Here is a 16146-nt window from a genome sequence, read left to right on the forward strand (position 1 = left end):
GAAAAATTCCTTATTTATTAGTATGTCGAAGCTTATATTAGCAATAAGCCAGCTTTTCTGCCTAAAACAACAGATTACCGCATAAATCCGATTGACCATGAAAACCCCCGCCGCCTTTCCGACTTTCCCTTTGCGTGATGCGCCAGGGTATGGGCAGCCGCTGGCGTGGTCTGTTCCTCCTGACCGCAACGCTTTAGAAACCCTCTCTGGCGCCATCTGGAATGTGGCCAAGCAAACCGGTCAGCGGCCGCTGGTTGTGCTCAGTACAGCTGGACCATTAATGGCCTTGCGCAGTAGCTTGGAGCGCCATCGCCCAGCCAAAATCCCACCCCAGATTGCCTTTTTGCCTGAGGTGATGAGCTTGAGTGATTGGCTGGGATCAGCTCCGCAAAGCTGGACCTTTCCCAAGGTGCAAACCCCTATAGAGCGTTGGCTGGCCGTATATGCTGCGCTTCAAGCTCACCCCAAGCTGCGTGCCTGGTTTAAGGCGGAGAGTGAGGCTGGCGCCTGGGGTTTGGCTCAAGCGATTATTGCCGCTTGCGATACCTTATCAAGCGTGGTGTTATCCCAGCCCACATTGTTGCTTGAGCCCCAGCAGGGCGGGGCATCCAGTGATGGGTGGCTAAGCCTACTTGAGAAGTTACTGGAAGAGGCCATTGAGGAGGCTTATCCAGCACTAGCCCGTAAAGTAGTCGACCGAGAGGCGGAAGTATTGCTACTCTTTTGGCGCTACCTCAGTGATGCAGGTAATCCGATTGTGCGCAAGCACCTTGCGCTCGCGGCATACCAAGAGGCTGCTAAAAAGGCACAGCATGCAAGGCCTTTCGTTTGGGTTCAAACCGCCGATGGATTGGCAAGTGAACGTGCTGTGATGCAGCGCTTTATGGATGAGTACGCAGTCCATGCCCCAGTAGTTGATATCAGCCTGAACTGGAGCGATGTGGGTTTGTGGCCCGAAGCTCTATCGGCAGGAGAGGCTGAAGCAGGCCAAGTAAGCCAAGCAAAACAAGACGCGATCCACAATGCTAAAGCCGCGTATCGAGGTCAGTGGCGTTTGCTTTCGGCCAATCGATTTGAAGAGTTGGCATGGATGGCTGCCAAAAGCGTTGAAGAGCACATCATTTCTGGCAAGAAAAACATAGCGCTGGTTGCGCAAGACCGTTTAGCAGCCCGCCGGACGCGCGCGCTATTAGCGCGTTTTGGTCCAGCGCTCGCGATTCGGGATGAAACCGGCTGGAAGTTATCGACGACACGCGCTGCAGCAGCGCTGCACAGTTGGCTCTCCCTAATCCGAGCTCCCAAAGAAGGTCCGAGCGCCGCCGACCTATTGGAGTTTTTGCAAAACCCGTTTGTCGATATCCCGGCCATCTTAGGAAAAGATCCCCAAGACTGCAACGGCTTGATTGCCGAACTGGAGGATCGCTTGATTGCCGCTCAAGCCCATTCGGGATGGGAATCCTTTTACATTGCCATGGAAGGAGTGCGCTACGGCACTGTTTTTCGTCAAGCGCCCGCCAATCCATTGCTATTGGAGTTACTGCAGTTCGTGCGCGGCCGAAGCGTTCAGTGGCGCAGTAAAAACGTGGATGTCAGTCAGGCATACCAGCAGTTGCAGGGTGACATCACCGCATTCGGTATGGCAACCACCTTGGCCGACGATTCTGCCGGCAAGCAATTGCTCGATGTACTCCTGACCTTAGAGATGCCCTTGCAGCCCAATAGCATCAAGTCAATTCAGTTGCGACTGAGTGAGTGGATCAGCCTGTTAAGCTCCGCCATTGAAGAGGCTTCGTATCAAGAGGACAGCAAAGAGGCCCATGCTAATCTCAGCATCCTGCCCTTAAGCTCTACGCGCTTACGGGAATTCGATGCCGTGGTTATGGTTGGCTGTGATGAAAATCAATTACCGGCATTTTCAGAGCCACCCCTGTTTTTTTCAGAAGCACTCAATCGATTGCTCCACGGATCGACGATTGAAAATGAATTCAAACAACAAGCGCGTGACCTCTCGCAGCTATTGGTCAGTTGCCCTGCAGTGGACCTGCTCTGGCAAAGTAAAAGCGCCAATGGCGAGCCCATTCGCGCCGCAGCATGGATTCAGCGCTTGCAAATGGCGTTACCAAAGTGGCAGACGGAAACCCAAACATCCTGCTCTGGCAGTGTAAAGCGCGTCGGCACCAGCGTGCGCATGGACGGCGCTAGCGCGACGCCCAATGCTGCATTGCCTTTGCCTTTATCGATGAGTCCAAGTTCGTATCGCACCCTACGAGATTGTCCGTATCGCTACTATGTCCGCAGCTTGCTGGGATTACGCAAGCAGCATGGCTTTGATGAGGGCATCGATGCCTCCTTGGCTGGGCAAGCGATTCATGCAGTGTTGCATCAATTTTTCCGTGCACTCAAAACCCACGAGCAAACCAATTTATCTGCGATTGCCTACGGCAGTGACAAGCGACGTGCGTGGATGACGCAGCATTTAAACCAGACATCTGAACGGATCTTTGCTCGGTTTATTGAGGGTGACGAGCGCGTGCTCGGCGTACTGCGCGATTGGCAGAAACAAATACCGAGTTTTATTGAGTGGCAATTGGAGCGTGAGTCTGCCGGCTGGCGTTACCTCGATGGTGAACTCCATGTTGGTTTTGATTTGCCGTTCACAGCCGAAGACGGAGGCCTGCGGATGATGCGGATCGAAGGGTATGTGGATCGCATCGATACCCATATTGATTCGGCAAGCGCCGCAGTGCTCGACTATAAGCACCAGACAGTTAAAAAAGTCCGCGATCGTGCCGCGAGCGTGTTAGATGATCCGCAGTTATTAATTTACGCTAGAGCAGTAACGGATGCTGACTCGAATGTACCGATGCAAGGGCGAACGGTGACGGATGCTGAGTGGGTTGCCCTGAAAGCCGATATAAAAAATCGCCATGGCAGTGCAGAGCGTTCGGTTGCTGTTGCCGACCTCGCCGATACGGCGCTCCAATCCATGGCCCAAATCACCGAGGATGTAGAACTATTGTGGGCGCGTAAAACCCTCAATGCATTTGCGCCCGATAGCGTGTGTCGCTATTGTGAATCGCGTGGCATTTGCAGGAAGGGGATGTGGTGAGCCCAATGCAATCCAATCAGCAGCGCGCGTGTGATCCAGCGCGCTCGGTTATGGTGTCTGCCTGCGCCGGTAGCGGTAAGACCTGGTTGCTGGTGGCACGTCTGGTGCGTATCTTATTGGCCGGCGCTAAACCTCATGAAATCCTCGCACTGACATTTACCCGTAAGGCTGCGCAAGAGATGCGCGAGCGCTTGTATGGCCTCTTAGAGGAGTTTGCTAGAAGCGATGATGCTGCATTGATTACAGCGCTTGCCCAGCGTGGCCTGAATGACGCCGAGGCTAGATCTGCCATACCGCACGCCCGCGCCTTATATGAAACCGTACTCGCTAGTCCGCAAGCGATTGTGATTGATACCTTCCACGGTTGGTTTGGCAAGCTCTTGGGCGCCGCTCCGGTATCGATCGGTATTCAGCCAGGATTTAGTTTGCGCGAAGACAGTAAGCGCCTCCAAGAAGAATGTTTAGCCGATTGGTGGAGTCAAGTTCCCAAGGAGCTTAAGCCGCATTACGAATCCCTTCTGCAGCAGCTTGGCGCCCATGAAACCCTGCAGTTCTTAACGGGCAGCTATAGCGCATTTAAACAGCGGGGCGCGTGGACTTTCTTTGAGGCACGCTGCGCTGAGCAAGGCATGAGCCCCATTCAGAAGCTAGAGCAAATACTGACCCAGTTCAGGGCTCCGGATGCAGTATTGCAAATGTGGAATGCCCCGAATACCCTTGCCGATTTGGAGCTCTTGGTACGCTGCTTTGCCAACAGTACGCCAACCGAAAAAAAGTACTGTGCAGTGATTGAAAGCGCAATCGAAGCCAAGAGAGCCGGATTGAATATCACGCAACAGGCTGCCCTGATTGCGGCGCTGGAAGCAATTTTTCTCACAAAAGAAAAAACGGCCCGCACCGCCAATACCAAAGTATCCGCCGATCTAAAAAAATGGCTAAGTAAAGCGGATCAGGGCATCAGTGAGTCTGGTTACATTGCCTGTAAAGAGGCCTGGGCAGATGCATTTTTGCTTAATGTTCAGCGCGATCGCGAAGCAGCCGCTTTACAACTTAATGCCGCCTGGTTCGCGATGAGCGCTGCCATGCTCGCCCATGTGCAGGCAAGTAAAGAAGCAATGCGCGTGCGTGATTTTGATGACTTGGAGATTGGGGTGAGTCAGCTGATGGCGGATTCAAGTCATGCCGCCTACCTTCAGGCCCGGCTGGATTCACGCTACCAGCATATCTTGATTGATGAGTTTCAGGATACCAATCCCTTGCAATGGCAAATCCTACGGTCGTGGCTCGAAGGGTATGGTGCCGATACAAATAAGCCCAGTATTTTTATTGTGGGCGATCCAAAGCAATCGATTTACCGCTTTCGGCGCGCCGATCCGCGCTTATTTGATGCTGCCAAAGACTTTTTGCAAAGCGAGATGGGCGCCGACTTTATTGAGCTGGATGTAACGCGCCGTAATGCACCCGCAATTAATAGCGCCGTTAATCGCACCTTTACCAGCGAACTCTTACCTGAAAGCTACCCCTATACGCTTCAAACTACAGCATGGACAGCGCCAGATTTACCTGATGCAAAAGCAAATGTGGCCAATCAGGGCGAAGCTTATTTACTTCCCTTGATTCCCCTGGAGGAACACGAGGTAAATGGGCGATCGGGTAATGCCTTTGCCAGCCCATTGCCGGATGCCAGTGAGACTGGCGCTGTGATGCAGCGCTATCGTGAGGGGCAGCGCATCGCCCAAATGATTTGCGAGGTGATGCAAACGCGGCGCGTGCTGGAGATGGTAAATGGCAAACAGGTGTGGCGTGATCCACGGCCGAGTGATTTCTTATTATTAGTAAAGCGCCGCCTGTACTTACCGCAATACGAGCGCGCCATGCGTGAAGCCGGACTGGCGTTTGAGAGTTCACGGCTTGGGGGCTTATTAAATACTCTCGAGATTGATGATCTGATCGCACTCTTAACAGTATTAGTGACGCCACGCCACGATTTACCGTTAGCACAGGTATTGCGCAGTCCTCTTTTTGGCGCAAGCGAAGACCAAATGCAGTCGCTTGCGATTGCGCTGGCAACTGAGGGCTGCCGATCCTGGTGGGATGCCTTGCAGGCCAGCTCAGATCCAGCTTTACTGAGAGCAGGGCGATACCTCGAGCACTGGCGTGTTTTGGGCGAGCACTTACCAGTACATGACTTGCTTGATCAAATCTATGCTGAAAATGATGTGCGCATGCGCTATGCGATTGCGTCCGATGATTTACTTCGGCCGCAGGTCTTAGCAAACATTGACGCCTTTTTAGAGCTTGCCCTCAATCACGATGGTGGACGCTATCCGAGTTTGGGCCGCTTTATCGCTGAGATAAAGGCGATGCGCCAAGGCGACGATGATGAAACTCCGGATGAGGGAGAGATGGATTTCGAAAGTGAGGCCGCAGAATCGATTGAGCTAGAGGATGGCGGCGGACTTTCCGATGCGGATCGCAACAAACGCGTACGTATGATGACGGTTCACGGCGCTAAAGGATTGGAAGCGCCATTTGTGGTCTTGCTTGATGCCAATCACACCACCGGCATGAATCAGCATCGCGGTATCTTGCTCGACTGGCCTCCCAATGAATCGGCGCCAATTCATTTATCAGTCTTTACCAAAGACACCATTACCAATCCCCGCACACAGATTCAGGAAGAAGAGCAGCGCATCGCTTCAAATGAAAACTGGAATGCGCTTTACGTAGCCATGACCCGCGCTAAGCAAGGCCTGTGGATTAGCGGCGTCGCAAAATCCTCCACTAAAGAAGATGGCATTGATCTCAATTCTTGGTATTACCGCATTCAATCAGCGCAGCTACCTGACTTTGCGATATCGGAGGAAGTGACTACGCCGCCGAATGATCACAAACTGACTGCCCAAAGCCAAAGCAATACAGGCATGTCATTTTCACTCGATGACTTTGTCATCGAGTGGGATGTGGCTAAATCCAGTCATGCCGTGCAATTAGCCAATATCGAGAGTGGAAATACAAAGACCAATGCAGTAGAGGATCTAACAGAGCCCGAGATCGACCCCCGCATTTTGGAGGACGGCGTGTATTTTCATGCGCTCTTGGAATGCTGCACACTCCAAAGTGGTAGCACTATCTCGGATTTGCCTAGTCTGACGCACGCCATGAATTGGCTTGGCATTGATGAGGCAAGGGCTATGTTAGCCTTATCTCGGGCGAAAGCAGTCTTAGAAACTGAGGCTTTGAAACCCTATTTGCTGAACGGTGACTGGGTTCAGGCGTGGAATGAAATCGATGTGCTGATGACCATCGATGAAAATGAATCAATGCCAGATGAACAAGGCAAGAAGACCATCCATACACGTTTTGATCGTTTAGTGGAGTTTGCCGATCGCTTGGTGATTTTGGATTACAAACTCAGTCTACCCAAGGAGGGCGATCGTAAATCGGCCCTGTATCAAAAGCAGTTGCAACAGTATGCGAGTGGTCTACAGCGCATCCGACACGATAAACCCATTGAGGCTTATTTGGTTTCAGCAGCGGGAGAGCTGCTGCAACTAGTTTGAGACTGCTCTACTAGCGAGCCTCTAAGGCTTTGCGTAAGTAAGGGTCAATGTCGCCTTGGCCGAGCAACCAGCGTTTGTAGTCGGCAGGTACATCTGCGATGGCCATCCCTTTGTGTTTGCCAAAGGGCATGACGCTGGGTGATCTGGCGTTTTCAGAGGCGAGCCAGAGTGCTTCCATGCTAGTGATCGAGCGGACTTGGCAAATGTGTTGCAGGATAACAGCGCAGATGCCGACATCAGCTAAAGCGCTATGGGCATTTTTGAGCATGTCCTTTGCATTGGTGCGATCCAGAAAATAGAGTAGGGCGCTTTGATTGTGGCTATCGAGCTCAGGCCAAATGGATCGAGCCAAGGCTAAGGTACAAATGCGCTTGATATCGGGATTGCCAATCGCCGCCCAATCAAAATCAACATTGTGACCAATCATGTACTGCGTATCTACTGGTAAAGCAAAAGAGCTGCTTGGCGGGCAATCGATCAGCTCCTCATCCAAAATATGGTGGGTTGCTAAAGCCCCCAGACTAATTGGTTTGCCTGGGTTATAGCGCTGTACCCAGGGATTGCCAGTCGTAAATGGACTCAAAGAGCTTAGCTCCAGCCATGCCGCCTCAATAATGACCGGATTGTTTTTATCGGTTGCTTCGGTATCAAAAATGATGGCATTTGGCATGGGTAATGTCTCTCTAAATTGTTTTAGTAATTAAGCCGCCAAAAGATCGCTGTAAGCAGGTATACGCGGCAGGATTTTTTTTAACTTGCGTTCTGCTTGCCATAAATCGTAGCGTGACTGCATCTCAATCCAAAGCTGCGGACCATTGCCTAAAAAAGTGCCCAATCGTAAGGCAAGCTCTGGAGAGATGGCACTTCGTTCAGACAGTACGGCATGCAAGGTTTGTCTGGATATGCCTAAGTGCCTCGCAAACTCCGATACCGAGATTTGCAGTGTTGGGTAGACATCCTCTCGTAAGATAGCCCCCGGATGCGTTGGAGGGCGCTTGCGTAATGTATTAATGGTAGTTCTCCAGGTTGATATAACAAGTGCCACTTACATAGAGCTTTAATACGCATTTTAAATTAGGGCTATATGTGTAAAGTATAACCTTACAGTAAAAAACGGTCAAGGATGCTATTTGTGTATAAGCTCCTAAAACCAAAGGCATCCTTAAGAAATAGTCCTTTCCGTATCGTCATTAATAGCACTGTCAAGAAAGAGTCACGGATTTATGCTCTAATGCGGCTCATGATTACAGTTGTTATTGCCTCGTATCGATACGGGCACCTCGCAGCACATTGCATTGAATCGCTGCTCTCGCAAAGCTGTATGCCGGAGCGTATTCTGTTCGTGGATGATGGAGCGCATGACTGTGGTCATTTGCCGATACTGTATCCCGACATCGAATACGTTCTGCGCCCACATAACTTAGGCACCGTAGCCAATTTCCAGGACATGCTTTCTCGGGTAGAGACCGAGTACGTTCTCTTTATTGGCGCTGATAACTGGCTGCGCTCCGATTCCATTGAGTTGCTTACCGCTAATGCAAGCGCCGATGTTGTGACCTATGACATCGTTGTTACGGGGGAGCTCAAAGCAGAGATCACCTTACGCGTTCCTGGCCAAACCGAGCTTCGCCAAGGCGATTTGTATTGGGATCGGCAAGGTCTGCACCATGGCTCAATGATGTATCGCACGGCTTTGGGTAAGCAAATTGGCTACCAAAAGCGCTTTGCGGATCGCTCTAATCCACAAGAGGACTGGAATCTTTGGGATAAGATGCAAGAGCAGGGGGCTTCTGTTTCTAGCATTCAAGAGGGCTTGCTCTATTACCGCCGGCATCGTGAAAACTTCTTAAAGTATGGAGTGGCAGATTACGCACCGTACCTACAAGAATTGGCATCGCAAGAGTAATCCGTTTGCTTTACTTGTTTGATGCTCGTAATTGATTCAGGGCAGTCGCATCGAGGTGAAGTTTTACGCCTAGCGATCCAGAACCATTGTGAACCGGGCTTTTGCGTAAGTTGATTTCCATGGCGATGATTTCAGAGTGGGCGGAACATGCCTGTGCGATACGGCTAATCAGCCGCTCTTGTGTTTCGTAATGACAGTCTCTTGCAAGTCGATCAATCTCTAGTATGAGCGGGTCATAGTCAAATACATGTGCCATACCGTCTGCCTCAATTAAAACAAGGCCTGTATCAATCCATAGTGCTAGATCGAGTAGATGCGCATCCGGCACAGTATCGCCTGGTTGATAGGTGCCAATATCGGTGCGAAGCCTCAGGTCCTTGAGTTCAATGCTGGCATTTGTAGTCATAGAGATTATTTAACTTAGTAGGTGAGAACTCAGCATATGCTGAACAGAAAACAGTATTCCGGCCGCCACAATAACGAGGACTGGATTGACTTTGGTGCGGACTAAGATAACAAAGGCGACAAGAGCAAGCCCGAAGGTAATGGGGCTAGTAGCCGCCGCTTTTGCGACGGCGTAGACCCCAGAGACCATTAAACCAATCGAGATTGGCTCCAGCGCATTTTGAATGGCTCTACGCCAGGAACTCTCCCCCATCTTGATCCACAGACGCCCTACAAATAAACACAAGACACTAGACGGAATAAAGAAGGATAAAAAAACCACAGCAGCGCCAAGTATTCCGGCGACTTGCAAGCCAATCACGAGCACCATCAGCATATTGGGTCCTGGCGCCAATTGGCCTAGACTGTAAATATGCACAAATCGATCGTGCGTCAAGTCAAACTCATGCAATAAGATGCTTTGCATCTCGGGCAAGACGGCGGTGCCGCCGCCTACGGCAAGCAAAGACAGCATGGCAAAGGTAAGTGCAAGGTGCAGTAATACCATTTAGCTTTTACTCTTTGGACGATAAATGAAGAGGCCAATAGGAAGCATAATTGCTAATACTTCAAGCAACTGCAACTTAACGATGCTCATCAAAATAAAGGTGGTTGCAATCAGCAAAAGGGAGATGGGCTTTTTCCAGTGAGCATCACCAATTCGATACGTAACCGCCGCCAGCAAGCCAGTAGCACCAGCTGCAATGCCCGTTAATAGTAAAACCGTAATCGCATGATCCGTTAGTGCGGTATAGACAAAACCCAGCAAGAGAACTAAGGTAGAGCCGGGCAATACTAGTCCAATTAAGGCAATGATTGATCCTTTCATGCCTCTTAAGTGGTCGCCGGTTAATACCGCTAGATTGACAGAGTTAAGGCCAGGCATCGTTTGGCTGATGGCCAGGTATGCCATAAACTGATCGGCATTAAGCCATTTACGCTTCTCGACTAATAGAATCCGCTCATAGGCAATAATGCCGCCACCAAAGCTGACTGCACCTACAATTAAAAATTGCAGAAACAGATCGACTAACGAAACGCTTAGTTTAGTAAGGTCTGCAGATGGAGTCGGTGATGAATTCAGCACGGCGCAAATTACTCCGGCTTGCCGTATACCAAAGCAGTTTTAGTGCTGCCTATTTCTAGCCAGTTTTCCAGCTCAAACTGCAGCGCACTAAAAAAGGCATCGGCGCGTTTATGGGCTTTTACTTGCGCACGATTTTCATCGGTCACTCTATAAGCAAAGGCCAGTTCGCCCACAATAGGATCGCCCACGCTGCGCATCCAGATGGCGATTTCGCAATGGGCCTGTACGCCATCACCAAAAACCAAATTACCCAATGGCAAACAGGCCTCTAAAATTTTATTGGTACTGCCGCCCACAATCCGGATCGGTGTCTTTTTTTCTAGGGATTCAATTTCGAGTTTAGGAAAAAAACGGGAAACACCTGCAAAACTACGATCAAAGACATTGTCGAGCAATACCGCATCCAGAATGGCATTGTGCGAATACAGGACGCGAGTTGAACCTAATTTATCGCCACGCAATATTTCCTCCTTTAGGCGAAGGCGGTACTTAAGGCCTTTTTTGGGGCTGGGATCGATTGCGATGGCATCTTTAATCTCATGCGATCGGTGCTTTAAAGTCACCTCACACCAGTCATCGACCCAGATATTTTGACGAGACTCACGCACCCGCAGAATAAGATTATTTTGCCGAAAATGCTCGCTAGCCGTGTCGTAAAAATAGATATTACGTAATGCCGTATTAGCATTGTCGAGATGAAAGAACCCTACCTTTTTCTTATTGCAAAAGAGGTGAATTTGCTCACTTAATTTCGTGATGCGACTTAAGCGATCCAGACCTTGCGGCTTAATTAGGAGCTTGAATTCACGATTGGTGATGCGTTTGTGCGGCTTGGTCATAAAAAGCAGGGTCTTTCATATGGCGATGCCTCCTATCCTAAAGCTACTGGGGCGCCATGACATCATCTTCGAATAAAGCTAAAAAATATCAATGTAATCAATTATTTATATGCATTCGGGTATACGCTAACGCACCAAGATAGTGAATGGCATTGAAATAGTTTAGGCTTACAAATTGAGTGGGTATTTATCCCCCGTGGCTGAAGGGTAAGCCTTCCGCTGATTTAAGTACGCGAGACGAAACCAATGCACACGAGCGCTGTGGAGACCCAAGCATTGACCGATGCCCAAGCCATTGGCTTTGCTGTGTTGCTTGCAGATCACGTCGATTCTGAAAAGCGTCTGCGTCAAACGCAGCGCTGCTTACGCCGCCTTGGCATCAATGACTTCGTTGATTGCAGCTTAAGTCTGGTTGGAAATGAACGCCATTTGCATTTTCGGGCGAGCCATCGCTTGCTTGCCTTATGCCCTGATTTCAATACTGCCAATATCCCAACTTTCTTAAGTGCACGCCAGTCAAATCGGGATCCGGCGTTGATTGGCGAGATTATCTTGGCAATGGCGCTTAGCCCCCATGTTATTTGCTTTAGCAGTGAGAGGGAGCTGAAAAGTAATCTACGCATGCGCTCCACCGTAGTGCAATTGGCCTCACGCACCGAGCTGAACTTCGACACTAGCTCAATCACTCGCCCGCAGGCATATTGGATTTACACCAAAGAGAATGGGTTTTTACTCCGCCATGGCGTTTCACTAGCGGATGGATTGGAGCGGGCCTTATGCCCCGATGTCAGCGGATATACGTATGCTTTTTCATGCCAACGTGCCTCGGAATACCTCATGCTGTATGCGGTTGTATGCGAGTTGCAGAGGGTGAATGAAACAGGCTTAAACGACGTAGAGCATCAGTGGCGCAAGCGTGCCTTAACGGGCGATGATTTTCTGTTCCGTTTTTTAGGGGAGCGAGGCACCCGTGAAAATCCCATGCCGATGCGCTATTACATTCCGGGGGATCGCATTTGGTTTAAAAATCCCGACGACCACTCGTCCGATCTCGAGGGGTTTGAGGGTTCTTGGGTTATTTATTTAGGTGGCGGGCGCTTCTGCAATTTATGGGATTGCCAGAGTCCCTATACGCTCGAAGAGAAGTGCATAGAGATTTATTATTGGAGCCAATGCGTTGAAGTAAGTCCTGCGGGCATTCCGTGGATGAATGAAGCTGTAGTCAAAGAGCGCGTTCAATTGGCCCTCGATGATCCGGCGATTAAAAAGCCAATACTGCAGAAGATGATGGTCTATCGTGACCCTGCCGGCGTGTATGCAGATGGCGGATGCATTGATTTAAGTCGCGATTCATTTAGCGCTCTGAGTAATATATCGGAGCGCATGCAATCCCTTTAATGGTATTGATTTCGCCCTGAAATCAACCTAGGTTGTGATATCACTTACACTCGCCTTCTATGGCATCCAAACTCAATAGCTTGACCCGCTGGCTTCGCGACTACCGTGTTTTATCCCGCTACCGAATCCAGTGGATATTGGCCTGCCTTTTCCTCCTATTGGCGGCAGCAGCTACCTTAGCGGTACCGCTGGCTTTTCGGGGGGTGGTTGATACTGGCCTAACCAGTGATGCAATTGATCGACAGTTCATTTACTTATTGCTATTGGCTGCGGTCCTCGCGGTGATGACAGCTAGCCGCTATTACATGATGTCCTGGTTAGGTGAGCGTGTAGTAGCCGATATCCGGCAACGCGTTTTTGAAAACGTCTTGCGTCAAAGCCCCCGTTATTTTGAAACCCTGCAAACTGGGGAAGTTCTATCGCGGTTAACGAGCGATACGACCTTAGTGCAAACCTTGGTGGGTTCGAGCATATCCATTGCATTGCGCAGCTTGGTCATGTTGATTGGTGGCATGACCATGATGCTGGTGACAAGTGCATGGCTCGCGGGTGTAATGATTGTGTTACTTGCCATCATCGTCTTGCCGCTATGGGCCTTGGGTAGACGCGTGCGAAAAATGTCGCGCATCAGCCAAGATAAAGTCGCCGATACCAGCGCCATGGCCGGGGAGGTTTTGAATGCCATCACTACGGTGCAAGCATTTACTCGAGAGCCCCATGAGCAGCAACGTTTCAATGCCGCAGTAGAGACTGCTTTTGGGGAGGCGAAGAAGCGCATCACCATGCGCTCGGTATTAACTGCCATGGCTATTGTGATGTCGTTTGGCGTGATTGTATTTGTGCTGTGGATAGGGGCCCAGCAGGTGACTGCTGGTGTCATGACTTTAGGCGAGCTAACCCAATTTGTGCTCTATGCCGTGTTGATCGCCGGATCGATTGGTGCGTTATCCGAGACCTGGGGTGATTTGCAGCGGGCTGCTGGCGCCATGGAGCGCTTGGTTGAGTTAATGCAAGCGCCGCCCGATTTGGTTTATGGCAACGCTAGCGCAAGCCAAGAACCGATCTCATCGCCGCCCCCATCCTCATCGGTAGAGCAGGTGGAGGCGGTAGCGTTCCAGGATGTTTCATTTGCGTACTCATCCCGCCCTGACTTTATGGCCATTAATCACCTTTCTTTTGCCGTACCTCAAGGCGCTCGCTACGCCCTGGTGGGTCCATCTGGTGCTGGTAAAAGTACCTTGTTTGCAATGCTCTTGCGCTTTTATGCGCCAACGGCTGGCCAGATTGCGATTTTGGGTCAGGACATAACCCACTGGCCAGTGAGCGAGCTGCGCAATCTGATCGGTATCGTTCCGCAAGAGCCGATCATCTTTGCATCGAGCGCCATGGAAAACATTCGCTATGGCAAATTGGATGCCAGTGATGAAGAGGTGATTGCTGCCGCCAAAACGGCGCATGCCGATGGATTTATTTCGGCATTGCCCGAAGGCTACGGCAGTTTTTTAGGAGAGCGCGGTGTGCGTCTCTCGGGTGGACAAAAGCAGCGCATTTCCATTGCCAGAGCGATATTGAAGAACCCACCCATCTTACTGTTGGATGAGGCAACCAGCGCCCTTGACGCAGAATCCGAACGCGAGGTGCAGTTGGCATTGGATAGCGTGCTTCCAGGAAGAACATCCCTAACGATTGCCCACCGTTTGGCGACCGTACTGCGCGCAGATTCGATCTTGGTCTTAGAGGAAGGGCGGCTCGTGGAGCAGGGTAGCCATGCTGATTTAATTCAGCAGGGCGGATTATATGCACGCTTGGCTGACTTGCAATTTGCATAAGAAACAAATTAAAACGAGCAATAAAACGATCAATCCCTTGACGCTAAATTAACCTGCTGATTTTTTGGGATTGAGCTGTCGCCACACCAGCACGCCGCCACTCGCTAGCTGAATCAAGAGAAGGCTAGTTGCTAGTGCGGATAAGGTTGTAAAGTAGGCCGCTGAAGCTGAATAGAGAACCGGAAGTCCGTCAAGCAAGGCGGCCTCGCGTAAGTAATCCATTCGGGGAATCAATATAAACGCCACGATTGCAGTCGAGATTGCCAAAACAATAGCGGGCAGGCGCAATCGTTTGTATTCCACGAGGCCCCGCTTGATCAGTAGATTGGAAATACTCAGAACAACAAAGGCGATGCCCAAAATGACGTTGGCGAAGTGCTGCGTAATGATGTCCGCCAGCATGCCACCCGCTTGAATATCGCTCGAGGCAATGCGCACCACAACAATACTAAGCAACTGGCCCAGGAGGCCGCCGCCCAGCAAAAGGCAAAGGCAGGTAATGACGCGATTGGTGGCGTTGTGCTGATCCAGTATCTCTGTTGAGGTTGGCTTATTGGATGGGTTAAGCGGCTGCATTTTAGGAATGTGTTTTTAGAAAGTAGTGCTGTCGTAAGCATCTCAAGCGTTTGCTTGGAAATGATTAAAAAAGAATGCCAAAAAAAGGCCGTACAGCACTGGTAATGCTATTTTCGTTACAAAAAAGCCCTTTTGGTAGTAGTCTTATACCTAAATTGCTATAAGGGTGCAAACTCATATCTCCTTCCTTGTGCTTGTCGGTCGCCTCTGGGCGACCCTTTTTTAATCAGTCTTGAACTGCTTTGTATTTGATTCTGCCTCTCCTTAATGGGATTAACGTATAACACTATGATTCAGATACAAATTTGGGGTGATTTTGAGTGCCCTTACTCCTATCTTCAGACGGCGGCACTGGCCAAGCTGAAAGAGCGCTATCAGGATGGCATAGAGATTATTTGGCGGGCGATTGAGCTGACGCCTACGATTGGCACGATGCCGCCATCCGATTCCTATTTAAAGAAACTGCAGCAGGCGTCAATGGAGCCGATTGTGCAAGAAGAAAAGCTGGTATTACGTACTCCCGCTTTTTTGACCTACACCTGGTTGGCACAAGAGAGCGTGTGCTTTGCCAATAAGCACGGAAAATCGTTACAACTAGCGCTGGCTATCTTTAGGTCAGTATTTAGTCAGGGCGCTAACATTAGCAATGAAGATGAAATCATTGCGCTGGCTGAGCAAGTCGGCATCGAGCCCAATGCCTTGCGTGAAGCCTTTGATGATGGGGTCGTGACTAAGCAAGTGATTGCAGACGAGGAAGAATTTAAGGCAAACGGCTTTCAGGGCGTGCCCGCCATGTTGATTGGCGAGAAAAACTTTTCACCCAAAAGCTTTATGCCGGTAACAGGCTATACCAATGTCGATGAGCTCGAAAAGTTAATTCCAATCAAATCACTTCTGGGTAGTAACTGAGTTAAATCTGGGGCATAAGCCCCGTAAATCGGCTCAGCACGGTCTGTTTGCCTACAAACAGACCAACATTGCCGAAAAGTGCTAGGATTTAGCCATGGTAAAAAGCTTGATCAGTCTCTTGCTAGTCCTATTGGTGCCCATGCAGGCCATGGCGTCCCTCGGCATGGATTTGCAAATGCAACAAATGCCGTCGATTGCTCCTGAATCAGTGCATGCCAACGCATCCGTTAATCATGCCTGCCATCTAGAGGTGAGTGCTAACGGAACACTGGAGTCCGATGGCGCTACTTTTGATAATCAACGTAACTGCAACGCTTGTCCTTTGTGTATGGCTTTTGGCCTTACAGGTGATGCAATCCTCTTGATCACTGCCGATCACCTTACGCAAAGCGTGACTCATATCACGCACGCCTTAGTCAGCGCAGACCCAACGGGATTAATTAAGCCACCCATTCTGTAACTCCTTAGGATTAGTCCGCCCATTTT

General features: G+C 50.2%; 14 protein-coding genes. 7 read left to right on the forward strand and 7 right to left on the reverse strand.

Annotated features, from left to right (window positions below; genetic code table 11):
* Positions 1–97 precede the first annotated feature (97 nt).
* Entirely contained in the window at positions 98–3109 is a 3012-nt protein-coding gene (locus tag Q8M75_RS06920) for a PD-(D/E)XK nuclease family protein (RefSeq protein WP_305487732.1), read from the forward strand.
* Between the two features lie 5 nt (positions 3110–3114).
* Positions 3115–6672 carry an exodeoxyribonuclease V subunit beta gene (locus tag Q8M75_RS06925; protein WP_305488222.1) on the forward strand — a complete coding sequence of 1186 codons (3558 nt, stop codon included), beginning with the start codon at positions 3115–3117 and terminating at the stop codon, positions 6670–6672.
* Between the two features lie 10 nt (positions 6673–6682).
* On the opposite strand, the gene Q8M75_RS06930 is transcribed toward Q8M75_RS06925, so the two are convergent.
* Both Q8M75_RS06930 and Q8M75_RS06935 read right to left on the reverse strand, forming a co-directional pair.
* Entirely contained in the window at positions 6683–7342 is a 660-nt protein-coding gene (locus tag Q8M75_RS06930) for a putative quorum-sensing-regulated virulence factor (RefSeq protein WP_305487736.1), read from the reverse strand.
* Between the two features lie 30 nt (positions 7343–7372).
* Positions 7373–7717 (reverse strand): HigA family addiction module antitoxin, encoded by a 345-nt coding sequence (locus Q8M75_RS06935; RefSeq protein WP_305487738.1) that lies wholly within the window; start codon positions 7715–7717, stop codon positions 7373–7375.
* A 195-nt stretch (positions 7718–7912) separates the two neighbouring features.
* Between Q8M75_RS06935 and Q8M75_RS06940 the strand changes: the two genes are divergently transcribed.
* Positions 7913–8578 (forward strand): glycosyltransferase family 2 protein, encoded by a 666-nt coding sequence (locus Q8M75_RS06940; RefSeq protein WP_305487740.1) that lies wholly within the window; start codon positions 7913–7915, stop codon positions 8576–8578.
* 10 nt (positions 8579–8588) lie between these two features.
* Here the strand turns inward: Q8M75_RS06940 and Q8M75_RS06945 are convergent, their stop codons facing one another.
* Genes Q8M75_RS06945 through Q8M75_RS06960 form a run of 4 tightly spaced genes read right to left on the reverse strand, consistent with a single transcriptional unit; the run spans position 8589 to position 10948 of the window.
* The gene (locus Q8M75_RS06945; RefSeq protein ID WP_305487742.1) at positions 8589–8984 is read right to left on the reverse strand and encodes a dihydroneopterin aldolase; all 396 of its coding nucleotides are present in this window, start codon (positions 8982–8984) and stop codon (positions 8589–8591) included.
* Between the two features lie 9 nt (positions 8985–8993).
* On the reverse strand, positions 8994–9530 hold the full coding sequence (locus Q8M75_RS06950; RefSeq protein WP_305487745.1) for a chromate transporter: 537 nt from the start codon (positions 9528–9530) through the stop codon (positions 8994–8996).
* Positions 9531–10109 (reverse strand): chromate transporter, encoded by a 579-nt coding sequence (locus Q8M75_RS06955; protein WP_305487747.1) that lies wholly within the window; start codon positions 10107–10109, stop codon positions 9531–9533.
* A gap of 8 nt (positions 10110–10117) precedes the next feature.
* A complete protein-coding gene (locus Q8M75_RS06960) occupies positions 10118–10948 on the reverse strand; it encodes a hypothetical protein (RefSeq protein ID WP_305487749.1) in 831 nt (276 codons plus the stop codon).
* A 246-nt stretch (positions 10949–11194) separates the two neighbouring features.
* Here Q8M75_RS06960 and Q8M75_RS06965 point away from each other — a divergent pair, with 246 nt between their 5' ends.
* Entirely contained in the window at positions 11195–12346 is a 1152-nt protein-coding gene (locus Q8M75_RS06965; RefSeq protein WP_305487750.1) for a hypothetical protein, read from the forward strand.
* Between the two features lie 59 nt (positions 12347–12405).
* Positions 12406–14175, forward strand: coding sequence for an ABC transporter transmembrane domain-containing protein (locus tag Q8M75_RS06970; protein WP_305487752.1), 1770 nt, complete (start codon positions 12406–12408; stop codon positions 14173–14175).
* Positions 14176–14223: 48 nt separating this feature from the next.
* Here the strand turns inward: Q8M75_RS06970 and Q8M75_RS06975 are convergent, their stop codons facing one another.
* Positions 14224–14751, reverse strand: a complete 528-nt coding sequence (locus tag Q8M75_RS06975) for a DUF4149 domain-containing protein (RefSeq protein ID WP_305487755.1) — start codon at positions 14749–14751, stop codon at positions 14224–14226.
* A 288-nt stretch (positions 14752–15039) separates the two neighbouring features.
* Between Q8M75_RS06975 and Q8M75_RS06980 the strand changes: the two genes are divergently transcribed.
* Entirely contained in the window at positions 15040–15660 is a 621-nt protein-coding gene (locus tag Q8M75_RS06980) for a DsbA family protein (protein WP_305487757.1), read from the forward strand.
* A gap of 94 nt (positions 15661–15754) precedes the next feature.
* Entirely contained in the window at positions 15755–16120 is a 366-nt protein-coding gene (locus tag Q8M75_RS06985; RefSeq protein WP_305487759.1) for a hypothetical protein, read from the forward strand.
* Positions 16121–16146: the final 26 nt, after the last annotated feature.

Source organism: Polynucleobacter sp. (genome assembly GCF_030693775.1).
GTDB lineage: Bacteria > Pseudomonadota > Gammaproteobacteria > Burkholderiales > Burkholderiaceae > Polynucleobacter.